This is a genomic window from Enterobacter cloacae complex sp. 385G4, from assembly GCF_057320665.1.
Window position 1 is genome coordinate 283804 of sequence record NZ_JBXWDD010000001.1, and the last position, 12918, is coordinate 296721.

The 12918-nt window shown below is 56.2% G+C and carries 12 protein-coding genes and 2 tRNA genes; 6 read left to right on the plus strand and 8 right to left on the minus strand.

Translation table 11 applies throughout. The annotated features are described in order from the left end of the window. Positions 1–51 precede the first annotated feature (51 nt). The gene (locus AC2FAJ_RS01530) at positions 52–834 is read left to right on the plus strand and encodes an MBL fold metallo-hydrolase (RefSeq protein ID WP_060572911.1); all 783 of its coding nucleotides are present in this window, start codon (positions 52–54) and stop codon (positions 832–834) included. 72 nt (positions 835–906) lie between these two features. Next, positions 907–1542 carry a carbonic anhydrase gene (locus tag AC2FAJ_RS01535; protein ID WP_028012884.1) on the plus strand — a complete coding sequence of 212 codons (636 nt, stop codon included), beginning with the start codon at positions 907–909 and terminating at the stop codon, positions 1540–1542. A gap of 28 nt (positions 1543–1570) precedes the next feature. Here AC2FAJ_RS01535 and AC2FAJ_RS01540 read toward each other — a convergent pair whose 3' ends face one another. The 4 genes from AC2FAJ_RS01540 to mdtK all read right to left on the minus strand — a co-directional run bounded on the left by AC2FAJ_RS01540 (position 1571) and on the right by mdtK (position 4969). After that, a complete protein-coding gene (locus tag AC2FAJ_RS01540) occupies positions 1571–3166 on the minus strand; it encodes an FAD-NAD(P)-binding protein (protein ID WP_163332422.1) in 1596 nt (531 codons plus the stop codon). 118 nt (positions 3167–3284) lie between these two features. Beyond that, positions 3285–3361: transfer RNA gene (locus AC2FAJ_RS01545), tRNA-Val, on the minus strand. Between the two features lie 4 nt (positions 3362–3365). After that, positions 3366–3442, minus strand: a tRNA-Val gene (locus AC2FAJ_RS01550). Positions 3443–3595: 153 nt separating this feature from the next. Next, a complete protein-coding gene (mdtK, locus tag AC2FAJ_RS01555) occupies positions 3596–4969 on the minus strand; it encodes an MdtK family multidrug efflux MATE transporter (RefSeq protein WP_069732385.1) in 1374 nt (457 codons plus the stop codon). 225 nt (positions 4970–5194) lie between these two features. Between mdtK and AC2FAJ_RS01560 the strand changes: the two genes are divergently transcribed. Beyond that, positions 5195–5836: a riboflavin synthase gene (locus AC2FAJ_RS01560; RefSeq protein WP_041910352.1), complete on the plus strand. Its 642-nt coding sequence runs from the start codon at positions 5195–5197 to the stop codon at positions 5834–5836. Between the two features lie 31 nt (positions 5837–5867). Here the strand turns inward: AC2FAJ_RS01560 and cfa are convergent, their stop codons facing one another. Continuing rightward, entirely contained in the window at positions 5868–7016 is a 1149-nt protein-coding gene (gene cfa, locus AC2FAJ_RS01565; RefSeq protein ID WP_309258251.1) for a cyclopropane fatty acyl phospholipid synthase, read from the minus strand. Between the two features lie 297 nt (positions 7017–7313). Beyond that, on the minus strand, positions 7314–8504 hold the full coding sequence (gene punC, locus AC2FAJ_RS01570; protein ID WP_047368404.1) for a purine nucleoside transporter PunC: 1191 nt from the start codon (positions 8502–8504) through the stop codon (positions 7314–7316). Between the two features lie 114 nt (positions 8505–8618). Here punC and punR point away from each other — a divergent pair, with 114 nt between their 5' ends. Further along, positions 8619–9530, plus strand: a complete 912-nt coding sequence (punR, locus tag AC2FAJ_RS01575; RefSeq protein WP_485453730.1) for a DNA-binding transcriptional activator PunR — start codon at positions 8619–8621, stop codon at positions 9528–9530. Between the two features lie 17 nt (positions 9531–9547). Here punR and purR read toward each other — a convergent pair whose 3' ends face one another. Then, positions 9548–10573 (minus strand): HTH-type transcriptional repressor PurR, encoded by a 1026-nt coding sequence (gene purR / locus AC2FAJ_RS01580; RefSeq protein ID WP_008500597.1) that lies wholly within the window; start codon positions 10571–10573, stop codon positions 9548–9550. A 297-nt stretch (positions 10574–10870) separates the two neighbouring features. Between purR and cydH the strand changes: the two genes are divergently transcribed. Beyond that, positions 10871–10960 (plus strand): cytochrome bd-I oxidase subunit CydH, encoded by a 90-nt coding sequence (gene cydH / locus AC2FAJ_RS01585; RefSeq protein ID WP_020688313.1) that lies wholly within the window; start codon positions 10871–10873, stop codon positions 10958–10960. A gap of 161 nt (positions 10961–11121) precedes the next feature. Further along, complete coding sequence (locus tag AC2FAJ_RS01590) at positions 11122–12288, plus strand: MFS transporter (RefSeq protein WP_028012891.1); 1167 nt, start codon at positions 11122–11124, stop codon at positions 12286–12288. 37 nt (positions 12289–12325) lie between these two features. On the opposite strand, the gene sodB is transcribed toward AC2FAJ_RS01590, so the two are convergent. Further along, positions 12326–12907: a superoxide dismutase [Fe] gene (sodB, locus tag AC2FAJ_RS01595; RefSeq protein WP_028012892.1), complete on the minus strand. Its 582-nt coding sequence runs from the start codon at positions 12905–12907 to the stop codon at positions 12326–12328. Between the last annotated feature and the right edge of the window lie 11 nt (positions 12908–12918).

The window sequence follows — 12918 nt, forward strand, 5'->3', positions numbered from 1 at the left end:
ACATAAGGATAATCCCTGCCATACTCAGTGCTTTATCACCGAGGAGCGCTCATGATTACACTCTGTAAAACCTGCGGTACCTCCTATGATGGAAAGCCGGAGAGATGTCCGATTTGCGAGGATGAACGCCAGTATGTCCCGGTCAGCGGTCAGGCGTGGATTGATTACGCGACGGTGACGGCCACGCACGTGAATAAATGGCAGCAGCTGGAGCCCGCGCTGTTCAGTATCAAAACGGTTCCCGCTTTTGCGATTAACCAGAGGGCGCTGCTTCTGCGCACCCCGCACGGCAATATTCTTTGGGACTGCATTGCCAACCTTGATCCGGCAACCCAAACGCTCATCACCGCGCTCGGTGGCCTTCACGCCATTGCGATTTCGCATCCGCACTATTACACCACGATGCAGGAGTGGGCCGCGGCTTTCAATGCGCCGGTCTACCTGCACGCCAGCGACCGCGAATGGGTGATGCGCAACAGCCCGGCGATTCATTTCTGGGAGGGGGAGGCGCTGGAGATTTGGCCGTCCGTCACGCTGCTACGTCTCGGCGGCCATTTTGCGGGCGGAACGGTGCTGCACTGGCAGGAGGGCGAGGGCGTTTTGCTGGCGGGGGATATTTTGCAGGTCACCCCGGGGAAAGATGCGGTGTCGTTTATGTGGAGCTACCCGAATATGCTCCCGCTGCCTGCCCGTACGGTTGAGGTCGTTACCCGGCGCCTGGCGGGAAAATCGTTCGCTCGTCTTTACGGCGCGTTCGAAGGGCAAAACATCCCGGCGAACGCGGACGACATCGTGCAGCGGTCGGGCCAGAAATATATTGCTTGTCTCAGGTAAAGTACGGTGGGTAAACTTTACGAGTGTGATCGCGATCATACCGAAACGAAAACAGATAAAAGAGAAATTGCTATGCAACATATCATTGAAGGTTTTCTCAGCTTTCAAAAAGAGATTTTCCCGCAACGTAAAGAGCTCTTTCGCAGTTTAGCGTCCAGCCAGAATCCCAAAGCGCTGTTCATCTCCTGCTCCGACAGCCGTCTGGTTCCTGAACTGGTCACCCAGCAAGAGCCGGGACAGCTTTTTGTCATTCGTAATGCTGGCAACATTGTCCCGCCTTTCGGGCCGGAGCCGGGCGGCGTATCTGCAACTATCGAGTACGCGGTGGTGGCGCTGGGCGTGACGGATATCGTGATCTGCGGCCACTCCAACTGCGGCGCGATGAAGGCGATTGCCGATAACGCCAACCTGGAGCCAATGCCAGCTGTATCGCACTGGCTGCGCTATTCCGACGCGGCGAAAGCCGTGGTAGAGAAGAAAAGCTGGGACAAGCCGATCGATAAAGTGAATGCGATGGTGCAGGAGAACGTGTTTGCGCAACTGAGCAACATCAAGACCCATCCGTCCGTCGCGGTGGGCCTGCGTAATAATTCGCTTCGTCTGCACGGTTGGGTGTATGACATTGAAAGCGGCAAAATCCTTGCCCTGGATAAGAACACCAAAACGTTCGTATCGCTGTCGGAAAACCCAGAGGTCTTCTTCGAGTAATTACCGATAGCAGGGCATGGAAGCCCTGTCAGTTCTCCACGTACGGTAACCGACGCCGTCTCCCCGAGCCAGGTTTTTCAGCCGCCTTCGCCATCGCCTCTGCAATTTCCGCACACTCCGCCAGCCCCTGAACGAAGGGACTATCGTGCATCAGCCACGGTATCGCACCGAAAGCAATGCGCCCGCGAACCGTTTCAGGCGCTTTAAGCGTGTAATCCTCACCAATGTCGGGTATCTCGTCGCCCGTCTCTGCCAGCTGTTTACGCAGCGTCGGGAAAGGCAAGTCCTTTGTTTTGAGCGGCTTTTGCCCGCGCGCGTCAATAAACACGTCGAAACGATAAACGCTCTCTTTGGTGGTAATTACCGTCCGATCGCTGCCAGCGTCGAGCGTGTAATCATCGCCAAGCGCCGCCACGCTAATGATGCCGGCCTCGCGAAGCGCAAGCAGCCTGCGGATAGACTGCGGCGGGATGGCGGCATAGTTGTCGATAAACACGCGGGCGAGGCCCTGCTTAAAGCGCTCTCTGTCGTCGTCGTTGAGGTGGGGCACAATCTCCTGAACCACCTCATGCAGTCGAAGGACGGTATAGCGCCAGGCCACGGTGCGCCGTTCGCGTTTGTTGCGTTCAACCTCGCTGAGGTTCTCTTCCGCCCAGGTAAAGGGGCCGTGCCGTTTACGATCCTCAAACCATGCCTCACGAAGGCTGTCGGCATCCTGGTTACGCAGAGAAATTTTCTCGCACCACGCCGGGTCAGCGAGCTCGAGCTCTTTCACCATCAGGGAAAATATGCGGTCAAGCAGGCCGTCCGATCCTTTGGCTATCTCGCGTTCAACCACGAATTCGGTCAATACCGACAGCGGTTCGTAAGGGATTGGACAGTAAAAATCGGCTTCCGGCAGAATGCCCGTGCGGGACATCAGCGTAATGTTTAACCCTTCGCTGCCCTTGTCGAGGAGGAATTTACCGTCACGAAACTCACCGTGCTGCATTACCACCGCCATAGCCGCGTCCAGACCGCTCAACGACGTTCCCATAATGCCCACGCGGCAAGGGGGAATGCTGGCGTCCATCAATCCCGACCACGGGCTGGGGAAGAACGTGCGCGTGGCTTCCTCCTCATCTGGCCAGACGTGGCCGGTGGCGATAACCGCCAGGTCGAACCGATCGGGCAAAGTGGTGTCGTTGACGGAAAGCGTTACGCCGGTTGTCGAGGGGATGATGTCCGTTACCTTCGCGGATTCATGGACCGCAACCTGGAACCCCAGCTTTTTTGCCTCTTTCACGATTGAACGCAAGCTGTCGCGAAAATACTCTCCCAACAGGAGTCGGGGCAGGAACTGCCGGTCATGCAGGCTGGCTTTATCAACCTTAAAGCGCGCCAGATGGTCGTCGCTCTGTTCCTTGAGCCAGGCGAGGTAGGTTATAAAAATGGGCGGGATTTCTATGCTCGCAATGTTCGCCAGCATCAGCCGGGAATTATTGTCGTCGTTATAGGGCATGCCCACGCCGGCTTCATCGGCCTGTTCGAAGACGGATACGGAGAGCGGGGTGCTGTTATTAAGCAGATGATAAAAGGTGTAAATCCCTGTAGGGCCGGAGCCGATAATCGCGATATTCTTCATTGACGCGCTTCCTGTATTTATTCCATAAGAAAAGCGTAGCAGGAGAATAATGATGAAAATAAGCGATTAAGAAAATTCAGGGTAAAAGGAGAGAATTTGCACCATTTCAGGACTGAAATGGTGCGTCCGAGTGGACTCGAACCACCGACCCCCACCATGTCAAGGTGGTGCTCTAACCAACTGAGCTACGGACGCAGAATGGTGCGTTCAATTGGACTCGAACCAACGACCCCCACCATGTCAAGGTGGTGCTCTAACCAACTGAGCTATGAACGCAACGTGTTGTCGGTGACAACGGGGACGAATATTAGCGGCACAGCATCAAGGAGGCAAGAGGGAAAACGCATTTTTCTCTCTGATTTCACGCGATTGCTTCATTACCGCGCAAAGTGAAGAGAAAGTAGCCGCCAGCTGGCGGCTACTGCGTAGTTAACGCGCAGCGCGCTGCAAAATTACCGTTGACGGCTGGCGCTGCAGGAAGCGCATGCGCATCATCATCATGATCGCCGCCGACGTCAGTCCGATGATAAAGCCCATCCAGAATCCGGCTGGCCCCATGCGATCAACGACCAGATCGGTCAGCGCCAACACGTAGCCAGTAGGCAGACCCAGCACCCAGTAGGCGATAAAGGTAATAAAGAAGATCGAACGCGTGTCTTTATATCCGCGCAATACGCCGCTGCCAATCACCTGGATGGAGTCAGAAATCTGGTAAATCGCGGCCAGCAGCATCAGGTGCGATGCCAGCGTGACGACCTCCGGATTATCGTTATAGAGCAGGGCAATTTGCTCGCGCAGCGCCACGGTAAAAAGCGCCGTGCAAATGGCCATGCAGACGCCAACGCCTAATCCGGTGCGCGCGGCGGTTTGCGCATCAAGCGTCGAGCCTTGCCCCAGGCGGAAGCCCACGCGGATCGTCACTGCTGCGGCCAGAGACATGGGCAGAACAAACATCAGAGAGCTGAAGTTCAGCGCGATCTGGTGCCCGGCGACGTCCACAATCCCCAGCGGGGAGACCAGCAGGGCAACCACGGCAAAGAGCGTCACCTCAAAGAACAGGGCCAGCGCAATCGGCAAGCCTAGCTGCACCAGGCGCGTCATGATGCTCCAGTCCGGCGTGCTGAATCTGTTCTCGTTACGAATATCGCGCATTGAACGGGCGCGTTTCACATAAGCGATCATACTGAAGAACATTACCCAGTAAACCGCAGCCGTCGCCACGCCACAGCCGACGCCGCCCAGCTCCGGCATGCCGAAATGGCCGTAAATAAAGATATAGTTCACCGGAATATTCACCAGCAGGCCGATAAAGCCCATCACCATGCCGGGCTTGGTTTTCGCCAGCCCTTCACACTGGTTACGGGCGACCTGGAAAAAGAGGTAGCCGGGCGCACCCCAGAGCAGGGCGCGCAGATATCCCACGGCTTTGTCTGCCAGCGCCGGGTCAATATTGTGCATGGCGCGGATGATATGACCCGCGTTCCAGAGCACGACCATAATCAGCACAGAGACAAACCCTGCCAGCCAGAAACCCTGGCGGACCTGATGGGCAATACGCTCGCGACGACCCGAGCCATTAAGCTGAGCGATAACAGGGGTGAGGGCGAGCAGCAGACCGTGGCCGAACAGGATGGCCGGCAGCCAGATTGACGTGCCGATGGCAACGGCCGCCATATCGGTGGCGCTGTAGCCACCCGCCATTACCGTATCCACAAAACCCATTGCGGTCTGGGCCACCTGCGCGACGATCACTGGTATAGCCAGTGCCAATAGCTGGCGCGCTTCATTCATGTACTTCTGCACGTGAACACCTTTATTTTGTAGTTATATGAGAGACTAAAAAAGCCGCCGAAACGGGCAGCAAGAAGAAAATGCAGGGGGGTGCCAGCTATTGTAGCGGGCTTTAGCTATTTATCTAGTGAAAAAATCGCCAGAAAATGCGCTCCGCTGGCAACCTGTTTTTCCAACTGTTATTGTGGTGGGATTAAACGGTGTCACCACCGTCCGGAAAAAACAGGAGTTGTAAGCATGTTTACTGGTATTGTGCAGGGCACCGCCAAAGTGGTGTCCATTGATGAAAAACCTAATTTTCGTACTCATGTTGTAGAGCTGCCGGAATATATGCTCGACGGCATAGAGACCGGCGCCTCGATTGCCCATAACGGCTGCTGCCTGACCGTCACCGAAATTAATGGCAACCAGATTAGCTTTGATTTAATGAAAGAGACGCTGCGTATTACCAACCTGGGTGAACTGGTGGTGGGGGATACCGTCAACGTTGAGCGCGCGGCGAAGTTCAGCGACGAGATTGGCGGCCATCTGATGTCCGGGCATATCATGACCACCGCCGAAGTGGCGAAAATCGTCACATCAGAAAATAACCGTCAAATCTGGTTTAAAGTGCAGGACCCGTCATTAATGAAATACATCCTCTATAAAGGGTTTATTGGCATTGATGGGATTAGTCTGACGGTGGGAGAAGTGACTCCGACGCGTTTTTGCGTGCATTTAATTCCCGAGACGCTGCAGCGCACCACGCTGGGTTCGAAAAAACTGGGGCATCGCGTGAATATCGAAATCGATCCGCAAACCCAGGCGGTTGTAGATACCGTTGAGCGCGTGCTGGCCGCAAAAGAAGCCGCAATAATTAAAGCTGTAGAAGACGAATAAAAAATAACCCCGGCTGACCGGGGTTATTTTTCTAGCGTGCGACCCGCAAGCCGTGTTCAATCCCACGGCTAAAAACAACCTGCCAGAGCTGAATATCTCGCGCGCGAAACGCCCCCGCGCAGGCATTCAGATAATAGCTAAACATCCGCTTGAATCGTTCAGAATAGTTGTCCGCAATTTCAGGCCAGGCTTCCTGAAAACGTGCATGCCACGCCATTAACGTGGTGTCGTAATCCGCGCCGAAGTTATGCCAGTCTTCCATCACGAAATGGGATTCGCTGGCGTTGGCAATCTGGCGTACGGACGGTAAACAGCCATTCGGAAAGATGTATTTGTTGATCCACGGGTCAACGTTATTGTCGGTCCGCTTAGAGCCGATGGTGTGCAGCAGGAAAATACCGTCCGGTTTCAGATTACGGTCCACCACCTCGAAATAGGTGTCGTAATTTTTCGGCCCGACGTGCTCGAACATGCCCACGGAAACGACCCGGTCAAACTGTTCGTTCAGATCCCGGTAATCCTGCAGGCGGATATCCACATCAAGCCCCAGGCACCGCTCCTGCGCCATTTTTTGCTGTTCAGCGGAAATGGTGACGCCGACCACGCTGACGCCGTAGTGCTTCGCCATAAAATACGCCAGCCCGCCCCAGCCGCAGCCAATATCCAGCACGCGCATACCGGACTGCAACTGCAATTTCTCGCTAATCAGGCGCAGCTTGGCCTGCTGAGCCTCTTCAAGCGTCGACGCCTCTTTCCAGTAGGCGCAGGAGTATTGCATGAAGGGGTCCAGCATGCGGCTGAACAGATCGTTGCCGAGATCGTAATGCTCTTTGCCGACGATCCAGGCACGCTTTTTACTTTGCAGGTTAAAGAGACGGGCAGAGGCGACACGCAGGGTGTCTTTAAGATTACGGGGGAGCTGTTTTTCCAGACCAGCACGCAGCACGCTGGCGAAAAAAGTATCCAGCCGTTCGCATTCCCACCAGCCGTCCATATAGCTTTCCCCCAGGCCTAGCGACCCCTCGCGCAACACGCGTTTAAAAAAATCGGGATGTTTAACCTGAGGATCCGATGGGGATGATCCGTTGATAGTGATGCCTGCCCGACCTAACAGTTCACTGACGATCCGGGACCAGTTATCGTCCGGAACGCTGACTTCTTCTATACACGATGAACTCATAGCTTCTCCATCACCCTACTGTGATCAGAACCTTAAAACAGCGTAGACGCTTTTTTGGTTTGTGAGAAATCTCACGGTAAATACCGCGAGGCTAGTATCCGACGTAGAACAGAGGAAGGGAGATAACCCTTGCCGAAATGCCTTCCATGGTAAAACGGGAGCACTCCGGCTCCCGTTAACACATAATATTTATCGTATTTAATCGAACCAAATTTAGTATAGGCCTCAAAATTTGGTGATTCAATAGAAAATTCTTAGCAACCTAATCACTGAAAATTAACATAGTTTTTGGCGCGATTAGGCATGCGAGGTTTCTACCTGCGTGCTCTCATCCTGAGCGGAAGCCTGCATGCGATAGCCTATGACGGCCAGCGCAACGGTAGCCAGCATCACGCTGGTTGTCGTCAGCAGCGGCGTGGCAATCAGCGCGGAGACCACCAGGCTTGCCAGGAAGCACAGCCCCAGCTGCAGGGTGTTCTGCAGCGCAGCCGCGCGGCCTGTCGCCTGCGGGAACGGACGCAGCGCCTGCGCCACAACGATAGGGTAGATCGCCCCGTTCGCGATGGCCATCACGCAGAATGGAATCAATATTTCGGCCAGACCCGCGCCCGGAATAAACCCAACGGCCCAGGTGCCAATGACGCTCAGCGCATAGAGCACCAGCAGCCACGGCAGCATCTGCTGGCCTTCCCATTTTTGCAGCGCCGCGCGACAGCCGTACCCGCCCACCAGGAACGCGATGGTCTGCGGAACGTAGCTCAGGCCAATGGCCGCCGGGCTATAGCCCATATCGTGCAGAATAAACGGCGAACCGGTCAGCCACGCGAAGAAGCTCGCCGAGCAGGCGGCATAGATCAGAACGTTGCCGCGATACGCTTTCGCGCTCAGCAGGGAGGTGAAGGTAATCGGCTTCGCGTCTGCGTGCGCCTCTTTTTTATGCGCGGGCTTGAGGGCGAACGCCGGCAGCATCAGCACCAGCGTGATGGCAAACAGCGTGGCAAAGATGGCCTGCCAGTCAAAGTGCGCGAGGATCCAGCTGCCCAGCAGCGGGGCGAGGGCCGGTGAGAGCCCCACCAGCGGCATGATGGTGGCGAAAATACGGTTAGTGCGGTTCGCCGGATAGTAGTCGGTGACCAGCGCCTGCCAGGTCACGGCCGCGGCACAGACGCCGACCGCCTGAACAAACCGCAGCACCAGCAGCCAGGTGGCATCGCGCACCCATAGCATCCCCAGGCAGCCCACGGCAAAAATGGCCAGCCCCAGCAGCAGCACCGGTTTACGCCCAAAGCGATCCGAAAGCGGTCCCCAGAGCAGCTGCGCGAAGGCAAAACCGGCCAGGAACAGGCTCAGGCTGGCGCTGATGGCGGCAGCAGGGGTTTGCAAATCTTCCTGCATGGCGGCAAACGCCGGCAGGTACATATCGGTGGCCAAAAAGCCCAGCACGCTTAAGCCGCCGAGCCAGACTAAAAAACCTTTCCTGGGTTGCACTGTTTTATTCTCCTGAGGAGGCAGGTATACGTTGGCGCTGAGTGTAGGGAGTGCAAAGCCGCTTGTGAAACGCTAATATTTGTCGGGTGCATTCAAATTTTTTGCAGGCAGAAAATGTGGTCAGATTATTCTCTTGAAGTGGTCGATGCTGTCGCGCGTAATGGCAGCTTTAGCGGAGCGGCGCAGGAGTTGCACCGCGTCCCTTCGGCCATCAGCTATACTGTGCGACAGCTTGAGGAGTGGCTGGCGGTACCGCTGTTTGAACGGCGGCATCGTGATGTTGAATTAACGCCCGCAGGGGCGTGGTTTTTAAAGGAAGGGCGTTCTGTTATCAAAAAAATGCAGATCACCCGCGAGCAGTGCCAGCAGATCGCGAACGGCTGGCGGGGCCACCTTTCCATTGCGGTGGATTACATCGTTAAGCCCGAGCGCACCCGGCAGATGATTGTCGATTTTTATCGGCATTTCTCTGACGTAGAACTGCGGGTCTCGCAGGAGGTGTTCAACGGCGTCTGGGATGCGCTGGCGGACGGCAGGGTAGAGATGGCGATTGGCGCGACCCAGGCGATCCCGGTCGGGGGACGTTACGCCTTTCGCGATATGGGGATGCTGAGCTGGAAATGCGTGGTGGCAAGCGATCATCCCCTGGCGGCGACGGAAGGGCCGCTGAGCGACGATACGCTGCGCAGTTGGCCGTCGCTGGTGCTGGAAGATACCTCCCGCTCGCTGCCGAAGCGAATTACCTGGCTGCTGGACAACCAGCGGCGGGTTGTCGCCCCTGACTGGGGATCGTCGGCGACGTGCCTCAGTGCCGGGCTCTGCGTAGGCATGGTGCCCGCCCATTTTGCACGTCCGCGAATCGACACCGGTGAGTGGGTTGAGCTAACGCTGGAGAATCCGTTCCCGGATGCGGCCTGCTGCCTCACCTGGCAACAAAATGATGTCTCGCCGGCGATGGCCTGGCTGCTGGACTATCTGGGGGACAGCGAAACGCTTAACCGGGAGTGGCTGCGGGAGCCAGACTGACTGGCTCCGCAATGAGCTTAACGACGGTAGTCGCGGAACGGGCCATCCGCAACGGAACGGCGTTCGATGAGGCGAGGGTGAACTTCAATGGACTGTGACTCTTCACGCTTGTTGACGATCCTGTCCAGCAGCATATTGAAGGCGGTTTCACCCAGTGAATCTTTCGGCTGGTGAATGGTGGTTAACGCTGGCGTGAAGAAGCGCGCGTTGCGCACGTTGTCATACCCGATCACGGAGATGTCCTGCGGTACGCGCAGACCCAGCTCGTCGGCCGCACAGAGGGCGCCCATCGCCATGATGTCGCCCCCGCAGAAAACGGCGGTTGGACGGTGAGGCTGGGAGACGATCTGCTGCATCGCGCGGTAGCCTGATTCCGGCTCAAAGTCGCCCTGCACGATCCAGTTTTCCGGCACGGTGATTAGCGCTTCTTCCATCGCTTTCATAAAACCGGCCAGGCGGCCCGCGCCGGTGTTGCGTTCCAGCGGACCCGGGATCACGCCAATCTCGCGGTGGCCGCGTTCGATCAGATAACGGCCCGCCATGTAACCGCCTTCGAAGGCGTTATCGATAACGGAGTCGGTGAAGTCGGCGCGCGCTTCGCCCCAGTCCATCACCACCATAGGGATATGGCGATACTCTTCCAGCATCGACAGCACGGATTCCGGGTACTCTGAACACATCACCAGCAGGCCGTCCACGCGCTTTTGCGCCATCATCGACAGGTAGGCGCGCTGTTTTTCAATGCTGTTCCAGGCGTTGCCGAGAATCAGGGTATAGCCTTTCTGGAAGCAGTTTTTTTCTACCGCTTCAATGATCTCGGCAAAATAGGCCGCTTCGCTGCTGGTCGCCAGCAGACCAATAGACTTGGTGTGATTAACCTTGAGGCTCCGCGCAACCGCGCTCGGCGAGTAGTGCAGCTCTTTGATCGCTGCCCAGACGGCGTTGCGCGTCTCTTCCGCCACAAAACGGGTTTTGTTAATTACATGTGATACGGTTGTAGTGGAAACGTTTGCGCGTTTTGCTACGTCTTTAATTGTTGCCATTAAATGTCACTCCAGACCATATCCTAAACTCCTGAAAAACTTGAAGGTAAACGTTTGCCTTCTCTCACCCTTATCACGCAATTTTGAATTGCGGCACGCCGGGAAAACGACACGGGACGTCAGGAGGGGGTCAATGGCCGGTACGCTAATAAATTTAGCGTGGAATTTTGGCCTATCTTGATGAAAAGGGGAAGAGGTAAAGTGTTTATCAGCTTAAATCCAGGAAGATTTTTGACGTAAACTGTGCAAAAATGAGCAAGCTCACTTTTCGTGGGGGGATTAAAAGGAGAAAAATTGATGAGTTCCGATCTGAAGTTTTCGCTGTTCACCACCGTTATTGTGCTGGCGCTGATTGTGGCGGCTGGCCTGACGGCTGCGCTGCATTGATTTACGCGGGGGGAGTCTTCTCCCTCCCGAACGCTCCGATTGTTACTTCTCTGGCAAAAATCTTTTGCCATTTTGTTAACTTCTCATTTTTTGTGATTGATGTCATGCTTTCCGCTTCTTTGTTCTGTGTCACCACATGACACGGCATCCGGAGTTGACGCATGAAAATCAATTTTCCCCTGCTGGCCCTGGCGATTGGCGCTTTTGGGATTGGCACCACTGAATTCTCCCCGATGGGGTTACTGCCCGTTATCGCCCGTGGCGTGGACGTCTCGATCCCGGCCGCCGGGATGTTAATCAGCGCCTACGCCATCGGCGTGATGGTGGGAGCGCCGCTGATGACGCTTCTGCTTTCGCACCGTGCGCGCCGCAATGCGCTGATTTTCCTGATGGCGATTTTCACCCTGGGCAACGTGCTTTCGGCCATTTCGCCGGATTACACCACTCTGATGCTGTCGCGCATTCTGACCAGCCTCAACCACGGTGCTTTCTTTGGTCTGGGCTCGGTCGTGGCCGCAAGCGTGGTGCCAAAACACAAGCAGGCCAGCGCCGTGGCCACCATGTTTATGGGGCTGACCATCGCTAACATCGGCGGTGTTCCTGCGGCAACCTGGCTGGGCGAGGTCATTGGCTGGCGGATGTCCTTCCTGGCGACGGCCGGATTGGGCGTGGTCGCGATGGTGGCGTTGTTCTTCTCCCTGCCAAAAGGCAGTGCGGGTGAACGCCCTGATGTACGCAGAGAGCTGTCGGTGCTGATGCGCCCGCAGGTACTTTCCGCGCTGCTGACCACCGTGCTGGGGGCAGGAGCGATGTTTACCCTCTACACCTACATTTCGCCGGTCTTACACGACATTACCCACGCAACGCCACTCTTTGTTACCGCGATGCTGGTGCTGATTGGCGTCGGCTTCTCGATTGGCAACTATCTCGGCGGGAAATTTGCTGACCGTTCCGTGAGCGGCACGCTGAAGGGCTTTTTAACCCTGCTGATTGTCATTATGGTCGCGATCCCGTGGCTGGCGCAGAATGAATTCGGTGCGGCGATTGCGATGGTTGTCTGGGGCGCTGCCACCTTTGCCGTGGTGCCGCCGCTGCAGATGCGCGTGATGCGTGTTGCCCATGAGGCGCCGGGTCTCTCGTCTTCCGTGAATATCGGGGCATTCAACCTCGGCAATGCGCTGGGCGCCGCCGCCGGAGGCGCCGTGATTTCAGGCGGTCTGGGGTACAGTTTTGTGCCGGTGATGGGGGCGATTATTGCCGCGCTCGGCCTGCTGCTGGTGATGATGTCCGGCCGTAAACAGCCTGAAGCGGTTTGCACGGCTGAATAAGCAAAAACGCAGAAGGGTTACCCCTTCTGCGTGTCTCTTACGCGGCGAAGTTCTTCGCGACAAAGTCCCAGTTAACCAGAGCCCAGAAGTGCTCCAGGTAGTTCGGGCGCGCGTTGCGGTAATCAATGTAGTAAGCATGTTCCCACACGTCCACGGTCATCAGCGGCGTAGCGCTGGTGGTCAGCGGGGTGCCCGCGTTAGACGTGGACACGATAGCCAGTTTGCCATCCGCCTCTTTTACCAGCCACGTCCAGCCAGAACCGAAGTTCTTGATGGCGGCATCGGTAAACTTCGCTTTAAACTCAGCAAAGCTGCCAAAGGCGGCGTTGATGGCGGCTGCCAGTTCACCGGCAGGTTCGCCACCGGCATTCGGCGCCAGGCAGTGCCAGTAGAAAGTGTGGTTCCACACCTGAGCCGCGTTGTTAAAAACGCCACCCTCTGAGCTGCGAACGATCTCTTCCAGCGTTTTGCCTTCAAAATCGGTGCCCTTGATGAGGTTGTTCAGGTTAGTGACGTACGTCTGATGATGCTTGCCGTAGTGGTATTCCAGGGTTTCCGCAGAAATGTGCGGTGCCAGGGCGTCTTTTGCATACGGTAGTGCAGGTAATTCGAACGACATTGCTTCTCTCC

Coding starts and splice junctions, on each gene's coding strand:
- AC2FAJ_RS01540 (WP_163332422.1), bottom strand. CDS start 3,166: ATGAAGAATATCGCGATTATCGGCTCCGGCCCTACAGGGATTTACACC.
- sodB (WP_028012892.1), bottom strand. CDS start 12,907: ATGTCGTTCGAATTACCTGCACTACCGTATGCAAAAGACGCCCTGGCA.
- purR (WP_008500597.1), bottom strand. CDS start 10,573: ATGGCAACAATTAAAGACGTAGCAAAACGCGCAAACGTTTCCACTACA.
- punR (WP_485453730.1), top strand. CDS start 8,619: ATGTGGTCAGATTATTCTCTTGAAGTGGTCGATGCTGTCGCGCGTAAT.
- AC2FAJ_RS01590 (WP_028012891.1), top strand. CDS start 11,122: ATGAAAATCAATTTTCCCCTGCTGGCCCTGGCGATTGGCGCTTTTGGG.
- AC2FAJ_RS01560 (WP_041910352.1), top strand. CDS start 5,195: ATGTTTACTGGTATTGTGCAGGGCACCGCCAAAGTGGTGTCCATTGAT.
- AC2FAJ_RS01530 (WP_060572911.1), top strand. CDS start 52: ATGATTACACTCTGTAAAACCTGCGGTACCTCCTATGATGGAAAGCCG.
- cfa (WP_309258251.1), bottom strand. CDS start 7,016: ATGAGTTCATCGTGTATAGAAGAAGTCAGCGTTCCGGACGATAACTGG.
- cydH (WP_020688313.1), top strand. CDS start 10,871: ATGAGTTCCGATCTGAAGTTTTCGCTGTTCACCACCGTTATTGTGCTG.
- AC2FAJ_RS01535 (WP_028012884.1), top strand. CDS start 907: ATGCAACATATCATTGAAGGTTTTCTCAGCTTTCAAAAAGAGATTTTC.